Source organism: Candidatus Paceibacter sp. (assembly GCA_013360865.1).
GTDB lineage: Bacteria > Patescibacteriota > Minisyncoccia > UBA9983 > UBA9983 > SURF-57.
This window is the reverse complement of record JABWAS010000002.1, coordinates 69,521-87,813: the sequence shown is the minus strand read 5'-3', so window position 1 is coordinate 87,813 and position 18,293 is coordinate 69,521. Positions and strand designations below refer to the sequence as shown.

At 45.6% G+C, this 18,293-nt stretch carries 16 protein-coding genes; 13 read left to right on the top strand and 3 right to left on the bottom strand.

The features are described from left to right. The first annotated feature begins 4 nt into the window (after positions 1-4). A complete protein-coding gene (locus HUT38_00685) occupies positions 5-1,054 on the top strand; it encodes an AI-2E family transporter (protein NUQ57001.1) in 1,050 nt (349 codons plus the stop codon). 8 nt (positions 1,055-1,062) lie between these two features. Then, positions 1,063-1,785, top strand: coding sequence for a hypothetical protein (locus tag HUT38_00680; protein ID NUQ57000.1), 723 nt, complete (start codon positions 1,063-1,065; stop codon positions 1,783-1,785). 29 nt (positions 1,786-1,814) lie between these two features. Here the strand turns inward: HUT38_00680 and HUT38_00675 are convergent, their stop codons facing one another. Both HUT38_00675 and nusA read right to left on the bottom strand, forming a co-directional pair. Further along, positions 1,815-2,336, bottom strand: a complete 522-nt coding sequence (locus HUT38_00675; GenBank protein NUQ56999.1) for an inorganic diphosphatase — start codon at positions 2,334-2,336, stop codon at positions 1,815-1,817. Between the two features lie 159 nt (positions 2,337-2,495). Continuing rightward, the gene (nusA, locus tag HUT38_00670; protein NUQ56998.1) at positions 2,496-3,680 is read right to left on the bottom strand and encodes a transcription termination/antitermination protein NusA; all 1,185 of its coding nucleotides are present in this window, start codon (positions 3,678-3,680) and stop codon (positions 2,496-2,498) included. Between the two features lie 141 nt (positions 3,681-3,821). Between nusA and HUT38_00665 the strand changes: the two genes are divergently transcribed. From HUT38_00665 to HUT38_00625, 9 genes are read left to right on the top strand one after another with little or no spacing between them, the layout of a single operon-like run. Then, the gene (locus HUT38_00665) at positions 3,822-5,573 is read left to right on the top strand and encodes a type II/IV secretion system protein (GenBank protein ID NUQ56997.1); all 1,752 of its coding nucleotides are present in this window, start codon (positions 3,822-3,824) and stop codon (positions 5,571-5,573) included. 7 nt (positions 5,574-5,580) lie between these two features. After that, positions 5,581-6,789, top strand: coding sequence for a type II secretion system F family protein (locus HUT38_00660; protein NUQ56996.1), 1,209 nt, complete (start codon positions 5,581-5,583; stop codon positions 6,787-6,789). A 32-nt stretch (positions 6,790-6,821) separates the two neighbouring features. After that, on the top strand, positions 6,822-10,541 hold the full coding sequence (locus HUT38_00655) for a GNAT family N-acetyltransferase (GenBank protein NUQ56995.1): 3,720 nt from the start codon (positions 6,822-6,824) through the stop codon (positions 10,539-10,541). An 8-nt stretch (positions 10,542-10,549) separates the two neighbouring features. Further along, positions 10,550-11,038, top strand: a complete 489-nt coding sequence (locus HUT38_00650; protein ID NUQ56994.1) for a type II secretion system protein — start codon at positions 10,550-10,552, stop codon at positions 11,036-11,038. A 15-nt stretch (positions 11,039-11,053) separates the two neighbouring features. Then, entirely contained in the window at positions 11,054-11,572 is a 519-nt protein-coding gene (locus HUT38_00645; GenBank protein ID NUQ56993.1) for a hypothetical protein, read from the top strand. 4 nt (positions 11,573-11,576) lie between these two features. Then, the gene (locus HUT38_00640; protein NUQ56992.1) at positions 11,577-12,137 is read left to right on the top strand and encodes a hypothetical protein; all 561 of its coding nucleotides are present in this window, start codon (positions 11,577-11,579) and stop codon (positions 12,135-12,137) included. Between the two features lies 1 nt (position 12,138). Continuing rightward, the gene (locus tag HUT38_00635; protein NUQ56991.1) at positions 12,139-13,446 is read left to right on the top strand and encodes a hypothetical protein; all 1,308 of its coding nucleotides are present in this window, start codon (positions 12,139-12,141) and stop codon (positions 13,444-13,446) included. A 28-nt stretch (positions 13,447-13,474) separates the two neighbouring features. Beyond that, positions 13,475-14,245: a triose-phosphate isomerase gene (locus HUT38_00630; protein ID NUQ56990.1), complete on the top strand. Its 771-nt coding sequence runs from the start codon at positions 13,475-13,477 to the stop codon at positions 14,243-14,245. Positions 14,246-14,247: 2 nt separating this feature from the next. Beyond that, complete coding sequence (locus HUT38_00625) at positions 14,248-15,345, top strand: phosphoglycerate kinase (GenBank protein NUQ56989.1); 1,098 nt, start codon at positions 14,248-14,250, stop codon at positions 15,343-15,345. A gap of 131 nt (positions 15,346-15,476) precedes the next feature. Here the strand turns inward: HUT38_00625 and HUT38_00620 are convergent, their stop codons facing one another. Beyond that, the gene (locus HUT38_00620) at positions 15,477-15,887 is read right to left on the bottom strand and encodes an HIT family protein (protein ID NUQ56988.1); all 411 of its coding nucleotides are present in this window, start codon (positions 15,885-15,887) and stop codon (positions 15,477-15,479) included. A gap of 219 nt (positions 15,888-16,106) precedes the next feature. Between HUT38_00620 and recJ the strand changes: the two genes are divergently transcribed. Together recJ and HUT38_00610 are read left to right on the top strand one after the other, a co-directional pair. Then, positions 16,107-17,816 carry a single-stranded-DNA-specific exonuclease RecJ gene (gene recJ / locus HUT38_00615; GenBank protein NUQ56987.1) on the top strand — a complete coding sequence of 570 codons (1,710 nt, stop codon included), beginning with the start codon at positions 16,107-16,109 and terminating at the stop codon, positions 17,814-17,816. Between the two features lie 12 nt (positions 17,817-17,828). Then, a complete protein-coding gene (locus tag HUT38_00610; protein NUQ56986.1) occupies positions 17,829-18,293 on the top strand; it encodes a ribonuclease HI family protein in 465 nt (154 codons plus the stop codon).

Below are 18,293 nucleotides of genomic sequence, written 5' to 3'. Positions count from 1 at the left end.
AAACATGGAAGAAAATAAATTTTCAATAAATATAAGCGTCGGAACAGTAATAAAAATTTTGACCATCCTTGTGATTGCTGTTTTTCTTTATATGATTCGTGGCATTTTAATGTCTGTGATTCTTTCTTTGGTTATTGCTTCCGGCATAGAACCGGCGGCGGCCTGGCTGCAGAAGAGGAAAATACCCAGAGCCCTGGCAGTCGTCTTCATTTATATGGCGGCGTTTCTGTTCCTCGGGGCGATGTTCTACATCATCATCCCGACCACTTTTTCCGAACTGACCAATTTTTCCGACAACATCCCGCTTTATCTGGAAAAGCCGTTTGAGGCCGGCACCGTGGACAAAATTTTCGGCAATCTGCCGGTGTTTGTCAGAGACGGACTCGGCAACTCAATAACGATGCTTGGGGAATACATAGACACATTTACCGCCAGCTTTTTTGACTTTGCCTCTATGGCCGTGGGCGGGGTGGTTTCGTTCATTCTTGTGATAGTGCTCTCTTTTTATTTGTCCGTTCAGGAAAACGGGGTGGAAAACTTTTTAAGAATAATAATACCGACGCGCCACGAGGACTACGCCATTAGCCTGTGGATGCGCTGGAGGAAGAAAATCGGTTACTGGCTTCAGGGGCAGATATTGCTTGGCTTTATCGTCGGCGTCTTAGTTTACATCGGACTTACCCTTTTGCAGGTCAAATACGCTTTGACTTTCGCCATCTTAGCGGCCATTTTTGAGCTCATCCCGATTTTCGGGCCGATACTTTCCGCCATACCGCCGATTATCGTGGCTTTGTTGGAAAATCCATGGCTGGCTTTGGAGGTACTTATTCTTTACGTCATTATCCAACAGTTTGAGAATCATCTTATCTATCCTTTGGTGGTTAGAAAAATAGTGGGCGTTCCGGCCGTCGTGGTTATCCTGGCTTTGGTTATCGGCGCCAACGTGGGAGGTTTTGTCGGGATGCTATTGGCCGTGCCGCTGGCGACCATCGCCATGGAAGTCCTGGACGACATCAACTATCGGAAAAAGCGCATCGCCAAACCGACGGCGTAGCCAATTCAATGAGATTAAATTTTTTAAAGATTATCATTCTAGCAATTATAATTTTTGGTTTAGGTGTTTTTGGTTTTAACGTAGTCAGCAAAATCAGGATTAAGTCGCAAAAACCACTCCAGCCCATAAAAATTTCATCAGATAAAAAAAGCATTCTTGATGAAAGAGGAAGAGTTATTTTAGATGTTGCCGATGACCGCATATTTAATTTTTTTCAAAAAACAGAGAGATGCACTGATGATTATAATCGAAAATTAGTGCCGAATAATGGCTGTATTGATAGAGCGGCTTTTAGGAATTTTTCTGATTTTGTTAGCATTAGTCTTTCGCCAAGAGGCACAGAAATCGGTTTTACTGTCAGTTTTTATTTGAAACCAGATTCTGTCGCAGGTGTTTTACATCCCTTTCGCGCTCCAGGAGAGATTCGCATTCTTACGGATTATTATCTAGGCAATAAATTTCTTGGTTTTTCTCCAAATGGCAATTATTTTGTTTTTTCGGACGGTTGTTGGGAGGGGGATTGCAGTTTTACCATTACTAGTTCAGAAACTATGGAATCTCTTGACTTGGATTTACAAGGCATCGAGTGTGAAAGAGGATATGGTTGTTATGGAACTGAATTTCGAGGATGGATTAATAACGAAGAAATAGAATATGACGTAACCTGGGGCGGAGACATAAAGGGTTCGTATCGTTATGATATAATCACCAAACAAGCAAATAAAATATAAGCTAAATTTTGACTTTTTAATTTTGAATTTTACTTATACATCTCCATCGCTCTTTCTATTTCTTTCTTGGCCGCCGAGGAGTTTTCCCAGCCTAATATTTCTACTTTTTTGCCTTGCAATTCTTTGTAGGTCTGGAAGAAGTGGGCGATTTCTTTAAGCGAATGAGTGTGCAGTTTCTCTATGTCGGAGATGTCTTTGATGGCGTCAAAGCGTGGGTTGTCCGCCTGCACGCCCAGAATTTTGTTGTCCTGTTCGCCGGCATCAATCATCCTAAGTATTCCTATCGGTCGGACCCTGGCCACACAGCCGGGAAATAGCGGATCGCTGCCCAAGACCATCACATCCGCCGGGTCGCCGTCCTCGGCTTTGGTTTCTGGTATGAATCCGTAGTCGGCGGGATAATGGACGGGGGAGTAGAGAACCCGGTCCAGCGAGATTATTCCCGTTTGTTTATCTATCTCGTATTTATTCTGGCTGTCTTTGGGAATCTCAATTACGACGTTGATAATTTCCGGCGCCTTGTCTCCGATTTTGATGTTTAATAACGACATATTCAAAATGTAAATCCGAAGCACGAAGCACGAAATCCGAAATAAATTCAAATGTTAAAAATTTAAAATTCTAAACAGTTTTGAATTTTGTTTTTTGAGTTTAGAAATTGTTTCGAATTTCGATATTCGAATTTCGGATTTAAAATTAACTAATAATTCTTACACAGTTTCTTTTGTTTTCTCCGTCACTTCTCCTTCCTCGTTCGCTTCCGCCACTGTTTCGCCCGCGCGGGACTTGATGTCTATTTTCCAGCCGGTCAGTTTGGCCGCCAGCCTCACGTTTTGGCCCATCTTGCCGATGGCCAAGGAAAGCTGGTCCTCGTCCACCGTCACCTCGGCCACCCTTGTTTTCGGGTCGGCCTTGACTTCTATTATCTTGGCCGGAGAAAGGGAATTGGCAATGACGTCTTCCGGATTCTCGGACCATTCTATGATGTCTATTTTTTCGCCGCCCAGTTCGGAGATGATGGTGCTGATCCTTACGCCTTTTTGGCCGACGCAGGAGCCGACGGGGTCAATGCCGTCCTGTTTGGAAACCACCGCTATCTTGGAGCGGGAACCCGGTTCGCGGGCGATGTTTTTTATCTCCACCGCGCCGGAAGTTATTTCCGGTATTTCCATCTCAAAAAGTTTGGCGATAAACCTCGGGTGCGAGCGGGAAAGGAAAAGGTTTATGCCTCTTGGCGTTTCTTCCACCAGGAAAAGCAATGCCCTTGTTCTTTCTCCTATCCTATATCTCTCGCCCCGGATCTGCTCATCGCGGGGGAGCATGGCTGTGGCCCTGCCCAGGTCAACGAAGACGTTGCCGGCCTCCATTCTCTGGACGATGCCGCTGATTATTTCTCCCTGGCGGTTTTTGTATTCGCCGTAGATTGATTCTTTCTCCGCCTCGCGGATTCTCTGGATGATAACCTGTTTGGCGGTCTGCGCAGCGATCATTCCGTAGTTTTCTTTCGTTTCCAAGGGAAAAACCATTTCCTCGCCCGGCTGGACGGTTTTCTTAATTTTTTTGGCCTCGTCCAGCATAATGTGGTGCTCGGGGTTGAAGCGCACTTTCTTTATCTCGCCCTCCGCCATTGCCACGGGCGCTTCTTCGTGGGCCGGTTCGTCGCCCTCTTCTTCCGTCTTGAGCATTGATTCATCCACGATGTATTTGATCTGGGAGAAAGACATTTCTCCGTTTTCCGGATTAAACACGGCCCGAATAATCTGGCCTTTTTTGCCGTAGTCTTTTTTATAGGCCGCCGCCAGCGCGTCTTCTATTGTTCGGACGATTTTATCTTTCGGTATGCCTCTTTCCGTTTCCAACTGGTGCAGGGCCGTTTGTAAAGCTTTTAGATCCATATGTTTTGCTTTTACGCCATTTCGGGCGTTTTTCTTATAAAATTATCCCGCTTTCGGCGGGATTGATGATTTAATGATATACACACAATTTATAATTGTCAAATCATTACGGCCAAGTTTATTTTTGGTATAATCAAACCAATGAAAGTTGAGTCCAAAAAATTGAAGCTTTTTTTGCTGGACAGCGGATTGGTTGCCGCCAAGGACGTCGCCGAGGCTGAGAAGAAAGCCAAGAGGGAAGACCTTGATTTGAAGGAAGTTTTGCTTAACGAAGGAAAAATTTCCGAAGACGATTTAAGAAGAATGGAAGCCTACATTTTAGGCATCCCGTTCGTCAGTCTGGAAAAAGAAAAAATAGATTTCAAAGTTTTGAGCCTTATACCTGAACCGCTCGCCCGCAACCACAACATCGTGGCTTATAATAAAAAAGAAGACGAGCTGGAGGTGGCGATGCTTGACCCGGAAGATTTGGAAACGATTGACTTCATCAAGAAAAAATCAAATCTCAAAATTCTGCCCAGGCTCACCAGCCGCAAATCCATCAAGTCCGCCCTTTCCCAATACCAGGAAAGTCTGCAGGCGGAGTTTGACAACATCGTCAAAAAAGAGGCCGGATCGCTTAAAATCGTCAGCGATAAAGACGGCGCGGAAGCTGCCGGAGACGACCTTAAAAAACTGGCCGAGGATGTTCCTATCGTCAGAATCGTGGACACGCTTTTGCGCCACGCCATTCTGCAGCGGGCCAGCGACATCCACATAGAACCGCAGGAAAAAGATTTAGTGGTGCGTTACCGCGTGGACGGGGTTTTGCGCGACGCAATGATTTTGCCGCGGCACGTCGCCTCCGGCATCACCGCCAGAATAAAAATACTCTCTAACCTGAAGATAGACGAAAAAAGGTTGCCCCAGGACGGACGCTTCAAGATAGAAACCGCGGAAGACAAGGTTTCTTTCCGTGTTTCCGTTTTGCCGGTTTTTCACGGAGAGAAAATCGTGATGAGAATTTTGCTGGAAAATTCCAAAGGCTTCACCTTTGAGACGCTCGGCTTTGCTCCCAGCCAGATAGAGGAATTTCACCGCGCCATCAACAAGCCGACGGGTATGATTTTAGTCACCGGACCGACCGGCTCCGGCAAGACCACCACGCTCTACACGGCGATGGATATTTTGAACACGCCCGACGTCAATATCTCCACCATTGAGGACCCGATAGAATACCAGATACCCAGAGTTAATCAGACGCAGGTCCGGCCGGACATCGGATTTACTTTCGCCAACGGCTTGAGGTCGCTGGTCAGGCAGGACCCGGATATAATAATGGTGGGAGAGATAAGAGACAGCGAGACGGCCTCACTGGCGGTCAATGCCGCCCTGACCGGGCATCTCGTTCTTTCCACTTTGCACACCAACTCCGCCGCCGGAGCCGTGCCAAGGCTTCTGGATATGGGCGTGGAGCCGTTTTTGCTTGCCTCAACTCTTAACGTCGTCATCGCCCAAAGGCTGGTGCGTGTGCTTTGCCCCGGCAAGGAAAAATATTTTCTAAGCAAAGAGCAGTACGAAGCCTTGAAAAAGGAAGCCGACTTGGAAAGGGTGGCTGATTTTATGGTTAAGGAAAAGCTGGCGGAGAAAGGAACGACTTTGGACAAACTGCCGTTTTACCGGCCGAAGCCGTCCGGCGAGTGCGCCGACGGCTACTCCAGCCGGATAGGCGTCCATGAAATTTTAAGCGTCAACGAGTCCATCAAAAACCTGATAATGTCCAACGCCACCTCCGGCGACATAGAAAAACAGGCCAAAAAAGAGGGAATGATGACGATGCTGGAAGACGGAATTATGAAGTCGGCCCAGGGAGTGACCACGCTGGAGGAAGTGTTAAGAGTCACCAGCGAATAAAAACAAAATGATTTTTGAATACAAAGCCAAAAAAATATCGGGCGAAGACACGGGCGGGGAAATAGACGCGGGAGACAAGTTCGAGGCCGCCCATAAACTCCGCGAGAGAGGAGAAATACCGGTTTCCATAATAGAAAAAGGAAAGAAAGGCGACTTGCGCTCGCTTCTGGCCGGAATCGGATTTATTTCCGCGGCGGAGAAGATAATGTTTTCCAAAAATTTGGGAGTGATGATTTCGGCCGGGTTGCCGCTTGCCCGGGCGCTGGAAATTTTAAGCCGCCAGACCAAAAACAAAGTTTTCGCCAAAATCATAGCGGCGCTTTTGGAGGATGCCAAAAAAGGAGTCGCCCTAAGCGAGGCGATGAAAAAGCGCCCGGGAACGTTTTCCAAACTTTTTACGGCCATGGTAAGAACGGGCGAAGAGAGCGGAAGATTGAGCGACTCTTTAAAGACGGCCGGCCAGCAGATGGAAAAAGATTACATCCTGTTTAAGAAAATAAGAGGAGCGATGATTTATCCGTGCGTGATTCTTCTGGCCATGCTCGGCATCGGCGCCTTTATGTTCGTCTACGTGGTGCCAACCCTCGTTTCCACTTTCAAAGATATGAATATGGAGCTGCCTTTGAGCACCAAAGTGATAATTTTTATAAGCGAAACACTGACCGGGCACACTATTTTATTTCTGGCCGTTCTTGTTTTTATTCTGGCCGCCGCGGTATGGTTTTTGCGCTCGGAAAATGGCCGGAAGGCTCTCGGTTTTTTGATGCTCAACGCGCCGATAATTTCTCCGGTGGCCAAAAAACTTTATTCCGCCAGGACGAGCCGGACGCTTTCTTCGTTGGTGAGCTCCGGAATCAACATCGTGGAGGCGCTTACAATTACCAAAGACGTTCTGCAAAATAGCGATTACAAAAAAATACTGAACAACGCCATTGAAGACGTGCAGAAAGGCGTGCCTATTTCTAACGCTTTCAAACAGGCGCCGAAATATTATCCGGTGATGGTTGGGGAAATGATGGCGGTAGGCGAAGAAACCGGAAAAGTCGGCGAGATGCTGGAAAGGGTGGCCTCTTTTTACGAGGACGAAGTAGCCGAGGCGACCAAAAACATCACCACGATCATAGAGCCGTTTCTGATGCTGCTCATCGGCGGAGCGGTCGGGTTTTTCGCCTTGTCCATGATAAGGCCGATGTACTCGGTGATGAATGGAATATGACATTAAAATCTAGGCATTAGACTAACAAAACAATGGAAAAATTTGATTTCTCAAAAATTGAAGACCAAAAGAAAATTGATAATTTGCCTGAAAAAGAGAGGGAGGAAATTATTGATGAGGCGCATAAAAAGGCCACAGAAATGCAGGAAAAAATAGAATTCGGCGAAGTTAATAATTATAGTCAGGCGATAAAATTGATAGAGAAGGAAGAAAAAGAAGAAATGGCCTTAACCCCGGAGCAGATAACTGAAAAGATGTTAAATTTACTGAAAGACATAGATCCGCAAAAAAATATTAAGGTTGTTTATTATACAACTACGGCTTCCCCTTATATGTATGCTACCAATGGTAACATGAGAAGATATGACGAAATAGATATAAAAAAAGCTGAATCTTTTGGAAAAAAATTAGTTAAACAAAATTTTCCGCTCAATGAGATTATTAAAAGTGATGAATTTCAGAGAGTAATCAAAGAAAAACTGATTAATTTGTTTCAGCTGCATGAATCTGATGATAACAGCCTTTATTCACCCCGGATAATAAATATTAGTACACACAAAATACTCAGTTTTATTGACCTGTTCCCTATTACGCAGGAGACGGCTTTAGATAAAAAACTTCAGAGCGTTGTTGCTGGAAGAATGCATGAACTTATAAGCAAAAAATACGAAGATAACTATTGTGCAACTCCTGGTTATTCTGACACAGTTAATGCTATGCTAAATTCGTGTAAATTGAAAGAAAAATTTTTTGTACCTGATGAGATTGTTCCTATGATGGTAATCAAAAATAAAGTTGAAAGTGCAATCAGAGACGAGTTTAAAAATGCAATTAGAGTTAAACAGAAATTTTTTGAAGAAAAATGGTCAGTAAATTATATAAAATCATGGTTTACAAATTTTTCCAACATTAAAAAAGAAATTAATTTATCTGATGATTTTTTATATTCCAAAAAGATACAAAAAGATGTTGAAAATATTTTACTCAAATCTTTAGAACAAGAAGATTATGAATTTTTAGCTGAGACAAAAGACAAATTTCCAATAGCTCTAGAAACTATTAATTCTATAAAAAAGAATGCTGAGGAAAAAATAATTAAAAAACTGTCTAACGATGGTGCTGATTTAGAAGGCATACTAACAATTCGGAATGTGTTTGACATACCTTTCTCCGCAAGTGTTCGGCAGGCCGCCGAAGAGGGTTTTACTCTTCGTCTTAAAAATAATTCATTTTACGGTGCCGATAAAATCAAAGAAAGTTTTTCTTTGCCTGAAGAATTTGTCCAGCGATCCATCAAAGAAGCATTTGTTGGCTGCATTAAAGATGGTTTGGTTAATAAAGCTAATAAAATTAAAGAAAAATTTTCCTTAACCAAGGAGTGGTTATTAACTTCAGAAGTTCAGCAAGCCGCTAAAGAAGGATACATTAGCTGCCTTAAAAATGGCAGACACCATGTTGCATCCGAAATTAAAGAAAGATTTTCTGTAGTCATTCAGCCTTCTGAAATAATTGATCAAATCCCCGACATTAAAGACCTGATTTCTCAAATTCAACCCATCTCTCCTCAATTTTATGATCAAGCTCATAAATCTTTAGATACTCTGCTTTTTCTTTTTGAGTTTGCAAAAGACCCTGATGAATTTCTGCGAGATATTCAAAAAAACCCTTTTCTTGCCAATGCGGTAATGGAGAATCCGAAATTCGGTTCAAAATTACTCGTGAAGTTTCCGCAGTTTGATGAGTTGTCCAAGCAAAACATTAAAACTCTTTTTGAGGCCAAGAAGGAGATTTTGAAAGAAAATCCCGGCATTGATCCGGAGTCTTTGGAATCTCGGCAATTGATGCAGGAGAAACTAAAGAGTTACGAAAACAATCCCGAAATACTCTCTGACATTGAAAGAAGCGGAATCAATATTGACCGGTGGCTTAATTATCAAGAAACCCGTTACTTTTCTCTTGAGTCGGGCAAAAGCAAGTTGGCCTTTTCTGAAACCATTGCCACCCCGATAAACAGAATTAAAGAAACCATTGACAGCTATACTTATAAAATCAAAGAAGTTCTCAAGAATTATCAGAAAGAACTTGCGCAATTTCAGATACCTCTTGAAGATCCGAAAGAAATTGAGGGCAAGATCGCCAAGATGAGAATGGAAATGGAAAAAGCGAGAAACGAAGGGAACGACAAAAAAGCGCAAGGCATTCAGAAGGGCATAGACGGGCTTAGTCAAAAGTTAGCTAGCCTCAAAACAGTTTCATCCTGGGATAAATTATTGGGCGACATCGCCGACTTTTCGCAATTAAAAAATGATGTTTTCAAGTCTCAAGAAAACTTGATCAAGGCCGAAAACGAATTTGCGGAAAAATCTTCCGGCAAAGCTCCTTCGGGCAAAGAAATCCAAGAAGCCAAACAGAAGATAGCCAAGAGTAAGGAAGAATTGAGGCTGAAATTTGACGCGCTTGAAAAGAGAGTGGAAGAATTTAAAGAGAAAATGCCGGACATCATTTCTCCGGCTTTGGGCAAAGAAAGAGCAGGCTCGCTGACGCAAGAAATAGATGAGGCTGTTGCCGAACAGTTTGACCATTACAGAACAGATCGGACCGCTATTGCCAATCTTTTTTCCGAGAAGAGCGACAAAGAAAAAGACAAGCTGGACAGTCAGCCGATGAGTATATTTGTATGGGCGAGAAATCCCGATATTGATTTATATCAAGGCAACTATTCCGATTGCTGCATTAAGATAAACAGCGAGCATATGGGAGCGGAATCAACTATCGCCGACTACAACACTGATCTTGGTGTTCAGATCGTCAATATCTGGGATGAAGCCAAGAGCGAACCAGTAACGGCGGCCTGGTGTTGGATTGGTAAGGGCGAAGAGGGGGAAGGACCGGTTTTGGTGGTTGATAACATTGAATCTAATACTGTTTACAGCGGTAATTATCCCGAACAGCTAAAAAAAGAACTGGTTGATTATCTGAAAGATTACGACAAAGCAATAGGAGCCAAAAAAGTGGTGTTAGGCAAAGCGAACAATGATTTGCCTACTTCGGCAGAACTGAACAAGATGGCGGATGATTCAGTTAAATACGAAAAATTAGGAGGATATAACCGGGCAGGCGGTTATTTATTGGAAGCTGAAGATAAGAGCGTAAAAATAATATGGGAAGCTGAGAAGAAAACGGTTAAAAAAGAAAAAAGCAGGCCAGAAGAAACTAAAACTAAAATAGAATTTAAAGACCTAGATACAAGAGCTCTAAGCAAAAATGATTTTGAAACAATAAAAAGGTTGGAGAGAAAAATTTATCGTGGCACGGATTTAATTCACGGCGAAGCGATGATTCAGGACATAAAAGACAGCAACGGGCTAGACTATTCGACTATAGCCTACGGCATTAATCCCAAGACTGGCAAGAAAGAAGCTGTTGCCTATGCGGTTGCCATAGAGGATGAAACGGATGAAAGCGACAAATCAATTTACCTGGAAGATATCGCTGTTTTGCCCGAAGCGCAGAGGCAAGGCTTGGGCTGGAGAATTCTTAGAGAATTGGTGGAGAAATTAAAGGCAAAGGCGGCAGAAGAAAGAAAGCCTGTTCTTTTTGACATGCATCTTAGGGAGGATTCGCAAAGGCTACTTGAGAGACATCGCCAAGATCTTGAAGAAATTGGCGTTAAGCTCATTGAGGAGGCGCTGGTGGCGGATTATTATGATGAAGGTGAAGACGCGCTTTATCAGGTTTATGAGGTAAGATAAAAAACCAAATGCCAAAATCCAAATTCCAAAAAGTTAAAGAGAAAAAAAGAGGTTTCAGTCTTCTGGAAATCATTGTGGTTCTGGCTATTATCGGATTGATGGCGGCGGCCATTATTTTCCCTTTGTCGTCTTTGCGAAACGGGCGGTTGCTGGAGGCCGCGGCGGACCAGATTGTTTCCATGCTAAGCGATGCCAGGTTTAAAACCTTAAATTCTGAAAACGCTTCGCAATACGGAGTGCATTTTGAGGCGAACAAGACCGTGTTGTTCAAAGGCGCCAGCTATTCCAGCGCCGACAGCTACAACGAAACTTCCATTTTGCATCCGGTTCTGGAGATATCGCCCGTTTCTTTAAACGGCGGCGGAGCGGATGTCGTCTTCCAAAGGCTTACGGGAAAAACCGGTAATTATGGCAGCGTCGGGGTAAGGCTAAAGGATGATGTTTCCAAGATAAAAACGATAACCATCAAACCGACCGGAGTGACCGACGCGCGGTAAATTTTAAACATAAAAATGACGCGTAAACACCAAAATATTGCCGCAAAACCTCATCGACGTCAGTCTTCGATGAGAGGTTTTGGGTTGCTGGAGGCGGTTGTGGGAGTGGCGGTCATCTCGCTTTCGTTGCTCGGAGTGATGGCCGTTTCCCAGCTTTCCCAGCGGATAGTGGGAGAAAGCGTCAGAAGCGTCCAGGCTTCTTTTTTAGCGGAGGAAGGAGTTGAGGCGCTTAAAATTTTAAGAGACAAAGGCTGGCAGGACAACATCGCTTCGCTTAACGCCGGCGCGGATTATTATCTGGAATTTGATGGAACAAGCTGGAAGGCAACCGCCACCGGCCAAATGATTGACGGCTTTTTTACAAGAAAATTCGTTTTGGAAAACGTTTACCGCGACGCCGATGACGACATAACCGAGTCGGGGACGGAGGACGACGGCTCCCGAAAAGCGACAGTTTCCGTTTCCTGGCAGGGCAGAAACGGCACCACCACCAAAAATATATCAACGTATCTGACCGACATTTTTTCAAATTAAAATTATGAAAATCAATAAAAAATACCGGATTCTTCCAAGGACGGTCCTTAAAAAATCTCCAAGGGCCGTCCTTGGAAGAGGGGTGACATTGCTGGAGACGGTGATTTACGCGGCCATATTCGTTGTTCTGGTTTTGGCGGTTGTCAATTCTCTTTTGGCCATAGTCAAGTCTTACGGAGCGGTAAGAGTTTCCCGGGCCATAAACATTTCCGCCTCGGCGGCAATGGAAAGAATGGCCAGAGAAATGCGCAAAGCGACCGGCACGGACGCCGCCAGCGTCTTCGGGTTTTCGCCGGGACGGCTGAAGCTCAACACCGCCGGCGCGGGCGGAGCCGCTGTAATTGAATTCTTCAGCGACAACGGAGCGTTGGCTGTAAAAGAAGACAGCGGCGCGACCGAATATCTCACCGCTTCTTCCACGGAGCTGACTTATCTGGAGTTTAACAAAATAACTTCCCCGGCTGGAACGGCGGTGAAGATAAAAATGACCGTCCGGGCCGGGGGTGCTAATATGCAAAGGTCGGAAAATTTTTATAATACTATCACCTTAAGAGGAAGCTACTAATATGAAAATTCCAAATCTTAATTCTGAATTCTTAATTCGTAATTCCAGTTCCGGGCAGGCGGTTTTGGCCACGGTGATATTTTTTACCGTGATTTCGTTGGTCATTACAGGAGGGGCTTACACGCTTGCTTACAAAGAGTCAAAAATATCAAGAGATTTTCTTTCGTCTAAAAAGAGTTATTTCACGGCGGAAGCGGGACTGGAAGACATGTCTTATCGCCTGGTTTCGGGTAAAAATTATGACTCCGACGAGGTGATGTTTTTGGACGGATTTTACGCCACTACTTCGGTTGCCGACACGGGCGGTTATAAAGAGGTGGTTTCTTCGGCGGACGCTTCCAGCGCCGTGCGCCGTGTAAAAGTCAAAATGCAGCCCGGTTCGGGCACGTCTTTCCATTACGGAATCCAGGTGGGCGACGGCGGTCTGGTGATGACCAACAGCTCCCAAGTCGTGGGCAACGTATTTTCCAACGGGCCTGTCACCGGCTCCAATAGTAATATTACCCGGGGCGACGTCATAGCCGCCGGGCCGAACGGCTTGGTGGACGGCATTCATTCCACCAGCTCCGTTTACGCCCACACCATCAGAAATTCCCAGATAGACAAAGACGCTTATTATCAGGTGATTTCCGGCACCACAATAGGCGGAGTGTCTTATCCGGGCAGTCCCGACCAGGCCACGTCTTCTTTGCCAATATCCGACGCCCAAATAGAGGAGTTCAAGGTCGAGGCGGCGGCCGGCGGAACTCACACCTCGCCCTGCCCGTACGTTCTTAGCGGTTCCGTTTCTTTAGGACCCAAGAAAATAAACTGCGACCTTTACGTAGACGGAACGGACGTCCTGACTTTAAACGGCAACGTCTGGGTTTCCGGCAACATTAACGTCAGCAACAACGCCATTGTGAAAATCAATCCGTCTTTGGGGGACAGGACGGTGGTTATGATAGCCGACAAGGAAACGAACAGGAGCTCCAGCGGGCAGGTGTATTTGAGCAACACCGTTCAGTTTTCAGGCTCGGGCGGCGACAAGTCTTATGTCCTGCTTGTTTCCCAAAACAACAGCGCCGAAACGGGCGGCGGGAACGCGGCGATAACCGTGTCTAACAGCGCCTCCGGCAAAGTGCTTCTTTACGCCCCGCACGGGATGATTTATCTGTCCAACAATATCAACGTCAAAGAAGCCTCGGCCTACAAAATACAGCTGGCCAACTCCGCCAGCGTCGTCTACGAAACGGGACTGGCTAATCTTCTGTTCACTTCCGGCCCGTCCGGCGGCTACTCCATAGAAACATGGGAAGAAATAGAATAAGTTTTTAAATTTATTGTATAATCTGAATATGGCCAAAAAAATAATCGTCGCCAACTGGAAGATGAATCCGGCTTCGGCGGAAGAAGCCAAAAAAATTTTCGGCGGAATCAAGAAGGCCGCGGCGAAAGCCAAAGGCGTTGAGGTTGTCGTCTGTCCGCCGTTCGTTTATTTATCGGAACTTGGAAGCTTCGCTTCCAAGTTGGAGCTCGGCGCGCAGGATGTTTTTTACGAGGAAAAAGGAGCTTATACCGGAGAAATATCGCCGGTGATGCTGAAGAAAGACGGCGTTAAGTACGTCATTGTCGGCCATTCGGAGCGGCGCAAAATGGGGGAGACGGACGAGATTATGAACAAGAAAACAAGAGCTGGGCTGGAAGCCGGTCTGAAAATTATTTTTTGCGTCGGAGAAAAGGCGAGAGACGCCGATGGATTGTATTTTGACGAGGTAAGAAAACAGATTGAAAACGGATTAAAGGGCGTAAAAAGCAAATTGCTTGAAGGTTTGGTTATAGCCTACGAGCCGGTCTGGTCCGTAAGCTCCGGCGGCAAACTTACTCCCGACGACCCGGAGTCGGTTTTTAAAATGTCGCTTTTTATCCGGAAAAAATTGCTGTCTTTCGGCGACTCTTTTGCCAGGGGTGTGCCCATTCTTTACGGCGGCTCGGTTGACTCTTCCACGGCCGGAGAATTTATCGGCAAAGGGCGGGTTCAGGGATTGCTTGTCGGGCAGAAAAGTTTGGATCCGGAAGAGTTTGGGAAGATTTTAGAGGTTGCAAGCAATGCTGAAGCTGCAAAATAACAATGACGCTACCGAGCATTAAAAATATTGATTTTAGAGGTAAAAGAGTGCTTTTGCGCGCGGACTTCAACGTGCTTTTTGGGGATGGCCGCATTGAAGATTTGTACCGGATAAAGAAAACCGTGCCGACGATAGAACTGCTCAAAAACGCCGGCGCCAAAACGATAATCTTGAGCCACCTGAGCCCGGGCAAGGGGAAAACCATCAAACCGGTCTGCGAATATCTGAACGAAAAATATTTTAAAAACGAACCGGTAAAGTTTATTGAACATTCGGACATTGCCTCGGTAAAGCAAAAAATCGCCGATATGGAAGACGGCCAAGTTGTGTTGCTGGAAAACTTACGCTTGCACGAAGGGGAGGAAAAAAACGACGACGTTTTCGCCAGAGAACTCGCCTCGCTGGGAGACATTTTCGTCAACGACGCTTTCAGCGTGGCGCACCGCCGGCACGCTTCGGTGGTCGGTCTGCCCAAATATCTGCCGTCTTTTGTCGGCCTGCTTTTTGAAGGGGAATTGAGCGGGTTTGATTCCGCTTTCCACCCTGACCACCCGTTCCTTCTCATTCTGGGAGGCATCAAGGCGGAAACGAAAATCGGCGTGGTGGACAAGTTTTTAAACATCGCCGACAAAATTTTTATCGGCGGAGCGCTGGCCAATAACTTCTTCAAAGCCAAAGGCGAAGACATTGACGGCTCTTCTTATAATGAAAAAGTTTCCGTGGAAAAATATCTGGGGAACGCGAAAATAATTCTGCCCGAGGATGTCAGAAAAAAAGACGGCGTGATTTTGGATGTAGGGCCGAAGTCGGCCGAACGGCTGGAGGGTTTGATAAAAGAAGCCCGCTTCATACTCTGGAACGGGCCGCTGGGCAGCATGGAAGAACCGAGCTTTGAGGAAGGGACGAAAATTATCGCCATGGCAATTGCTAACTCCGGCGCCAGAACGATAGTGGGCGGGGGCGACACTGTTGCAATCTTGAACGAGCTTAAAATTATGGACAAATTTTCTTTCGTTTCCACCGCCGGCGGCGCCATGCTGGAATTCTTGGCGCATGGCACGTTGCCGGGAATAGAAGCGCTATTTAAAAGCGGAATTTAACATCATTTGCTCGGCTCGTCCCGACGTTCGTCGGGGCTGAAATTTGCTCTGCTTCCGCCTCTGGTGGACTGCGCAAGGCGCCGCGCCCGACATGCCCGACGGCAGTCGTGGCGGGCGGGTCGCAAACGATATTAAATTCCACTTTTTATCTTTTTTACCATTTCGGCGGCTTCTTCTTTGTTGGCGTACGGTTTGCCCGGCCAGTGGCGCAAGCCGTCGTCAGAAAATCGGGGGATGATGTGAAAATGGGCATGGGGAACAACTTGGCCGGCGGCAGAATCATTGTTCATGCCTATGTTTATGCCGTCGGCGTTTATTCCTTGTTTTACGGCAACGGCCAGTTTTTTAATAAGCGGAGCGATGGCCGACAAAACTTTATCCGGGATATTATAGAGATTTTCGTAGTGGGTTTTCGGTATCAAAAGCGCGTGTCCCGAATTGATGGGGTTGATGTCCAGGAAAGCCAAAAAATCGGCGTCTTCGTAAATTTTATCCGCTGGAATCTCGCCGTTTATTATTTTGCAAAAAACACAATTATTCATATATCTATTTTATAACACAAAAAGTGTGAATTATTAAGATTATGTCTTTCTTTCTTTGTGATATAATTTACCCCGTGAAATGATTTTTTAATTTTCAATTAAAAAATCAAAATTTGATTATTTTTTTAAATAAATTTAACAAGTTTATAAAACATACCACCTGCTAATAATTAACTATTAACTATCAACTAATCAAATTTTATTTCACAGGGTAAATTTATGAAGCAATGGTTGGTCAAAGACATAGTTCCGGAAGACGCGGCAAGAGAACTGGCAGAGTGGCCGGATCCGTTTCGGAAAATACTTTTTCACAAAGGCGTTAAAACAAAAAAGGAGGCCGAAGAATTTTTAAACCCCGCTTATGACGGCGGGCTACACGATCCGTTTTTGCTGGACGGAATGGATAAGGCCGTAGAGAGAATTTCCCGCGCGATGAAAAATAACGAGAAGATAACCGTTTTCGGCGATTATGACGCCGACGGAATCTGCTCCTGCGTCATATTCCACGACTTTTTCAAAAAAACCGGATTCGAAAACTTCCACGTCCACATTCCGGACAGGTTTCTGGAGGGCTACGGTCTGAACGAGAAAGCGGTTGACGAATTCGCCCGCGCCGGGACTTCCTTGCTCATAACCGTTGATTGCGGTGTAACCAACGGCAAAGAGATAGAAAAGGCAAATGCTTCAGGTATGGACGTGGTGGTAATAGACCACCATCTCGTTCAGGATGGTAAAACTCCTCCGGCTTGCGCCATAATTGATCCGAAAAAAGAAGATGATAATTACCCGTTCAAATTTCTGTGCGGAGCCGGACTGGCGTTTAAAACTGTTTGCGCTCTCGTCGCCCGGGGCGGCTTCAATATAGTGCCCGGCTGGGAAAGATGGCTTCTTGATCTGGTGGCGGTGGCGACCGTGGCGGATATGGTGCCGCTTGTCGGGGAAAACAGGGTGCTTACTCTTTACGGTTTAAGAAAAGTGATGCCGAAAACGCAGAGATCGGGGCTAATCTCTTTTTATAACAGACTGGGCATCAACCCTTCCATTATAAACGAAGAGGATCTGGCCTTTCTAATTTCTCCGCGCATAAACGTGGCCGGCCGGATGGACCACGCCACTTTGGGCTACAATCTTTTGACCACCGACTCAGAAAAGGAAGCCGACTGGATAAGCGGCAGATTGGAGCTTTTGACGGCGGACAGGAAAAATCAGGTGGAAAAAATATCATCAGCGGTAATGAATAAAATCGGACGGGAAGAAAGCCCAAAGATAATAGTAGATGGCAGCGCGGACTGGTATCCGGGCGTTTTGGGAATCGCGGCCAATAAAATTATGGAAAAGTACGGTTGCCCGGTGTTCCTGTGGGGAAGGGGCCGGGCCGATAAGATAAGAGGTTCCTGCCGCAGCAACGGCTCAATCAACTTGGTTGATTTTATGGGAGGGTTGCCTAGAGAATTCTTCAGCGACTTTGGCGGACACGCTTTTTCTGGAGGATTTACCTTAAACGACGGACGGGAAGATGAGTTGGGCGAGCAGATTTTGGACAGGTTTGAGTCTTATCCGCGCGATAACGTAGAAAACGGTTTTATTTTTATAGACGGAGAGATGAAAATTGACGATATGAACTGGCAGTTTTATTCTTTTTTGGAAAAATTGCGTCCGTTCGGGGTGGAAAACGAAAAGCCGGTCTTCGCCTTTTACGATTTGCCGATAAGTGAGGTGAGGAAATTCGGCAACGGCGACGCGCATCTCCAGATTAATTTCAAAAAAAGCGGCGGGGAGAACATTTCGGCGGTGGGATTTTTCAGGGGCGGCGATTTTAGCGGATTGCGAAGCGGGCAGAAAATAAATCTGGCGGCCTCGCTGGAAAGAAACGACTTCCGTGGCAGGAGAGAATTGCGCCTGCGGATAGAGGATATAAAAATGGTTTGAAAATTTAAATTAATGAAAAAAGAAAAAATAATCGTTTACACCGACGGCGGCTCGCGGGGCAACCCCGGCCCGGCGGGAATAGGTGTGGCGATAACCGACGAAAAAGGAAATCTCATCAAGGGGTACTCCAATTTTTTAGGCGTAAAAACCAACAACGAGGCCGAATACGAAGCGGTTGTCTTCGCCCTGCAAAAGCTTAAGGCCTTATTCGGCAAGGAAAAAGTAAAACAGATGGAAATTGAATTCAAAATGGACAGTCAGCTGATCGCCCGCCAGTTAAACGGACAATACCGCATTGAGGAGGAAAAACTTTTTCCGCTTTTTATCAAAATCTGGAATCTTAGAATGGACTTCGGGCCGATAAAATTTACGGAAATTCCCCGCGAGCAAAACAAGGAGGCGGACAGACTGGCCAACGAGGCGATGGATGAGGGAGAAATTCCAAATTCCAAGCGCCAAAACCCAAAATTGTTTTAG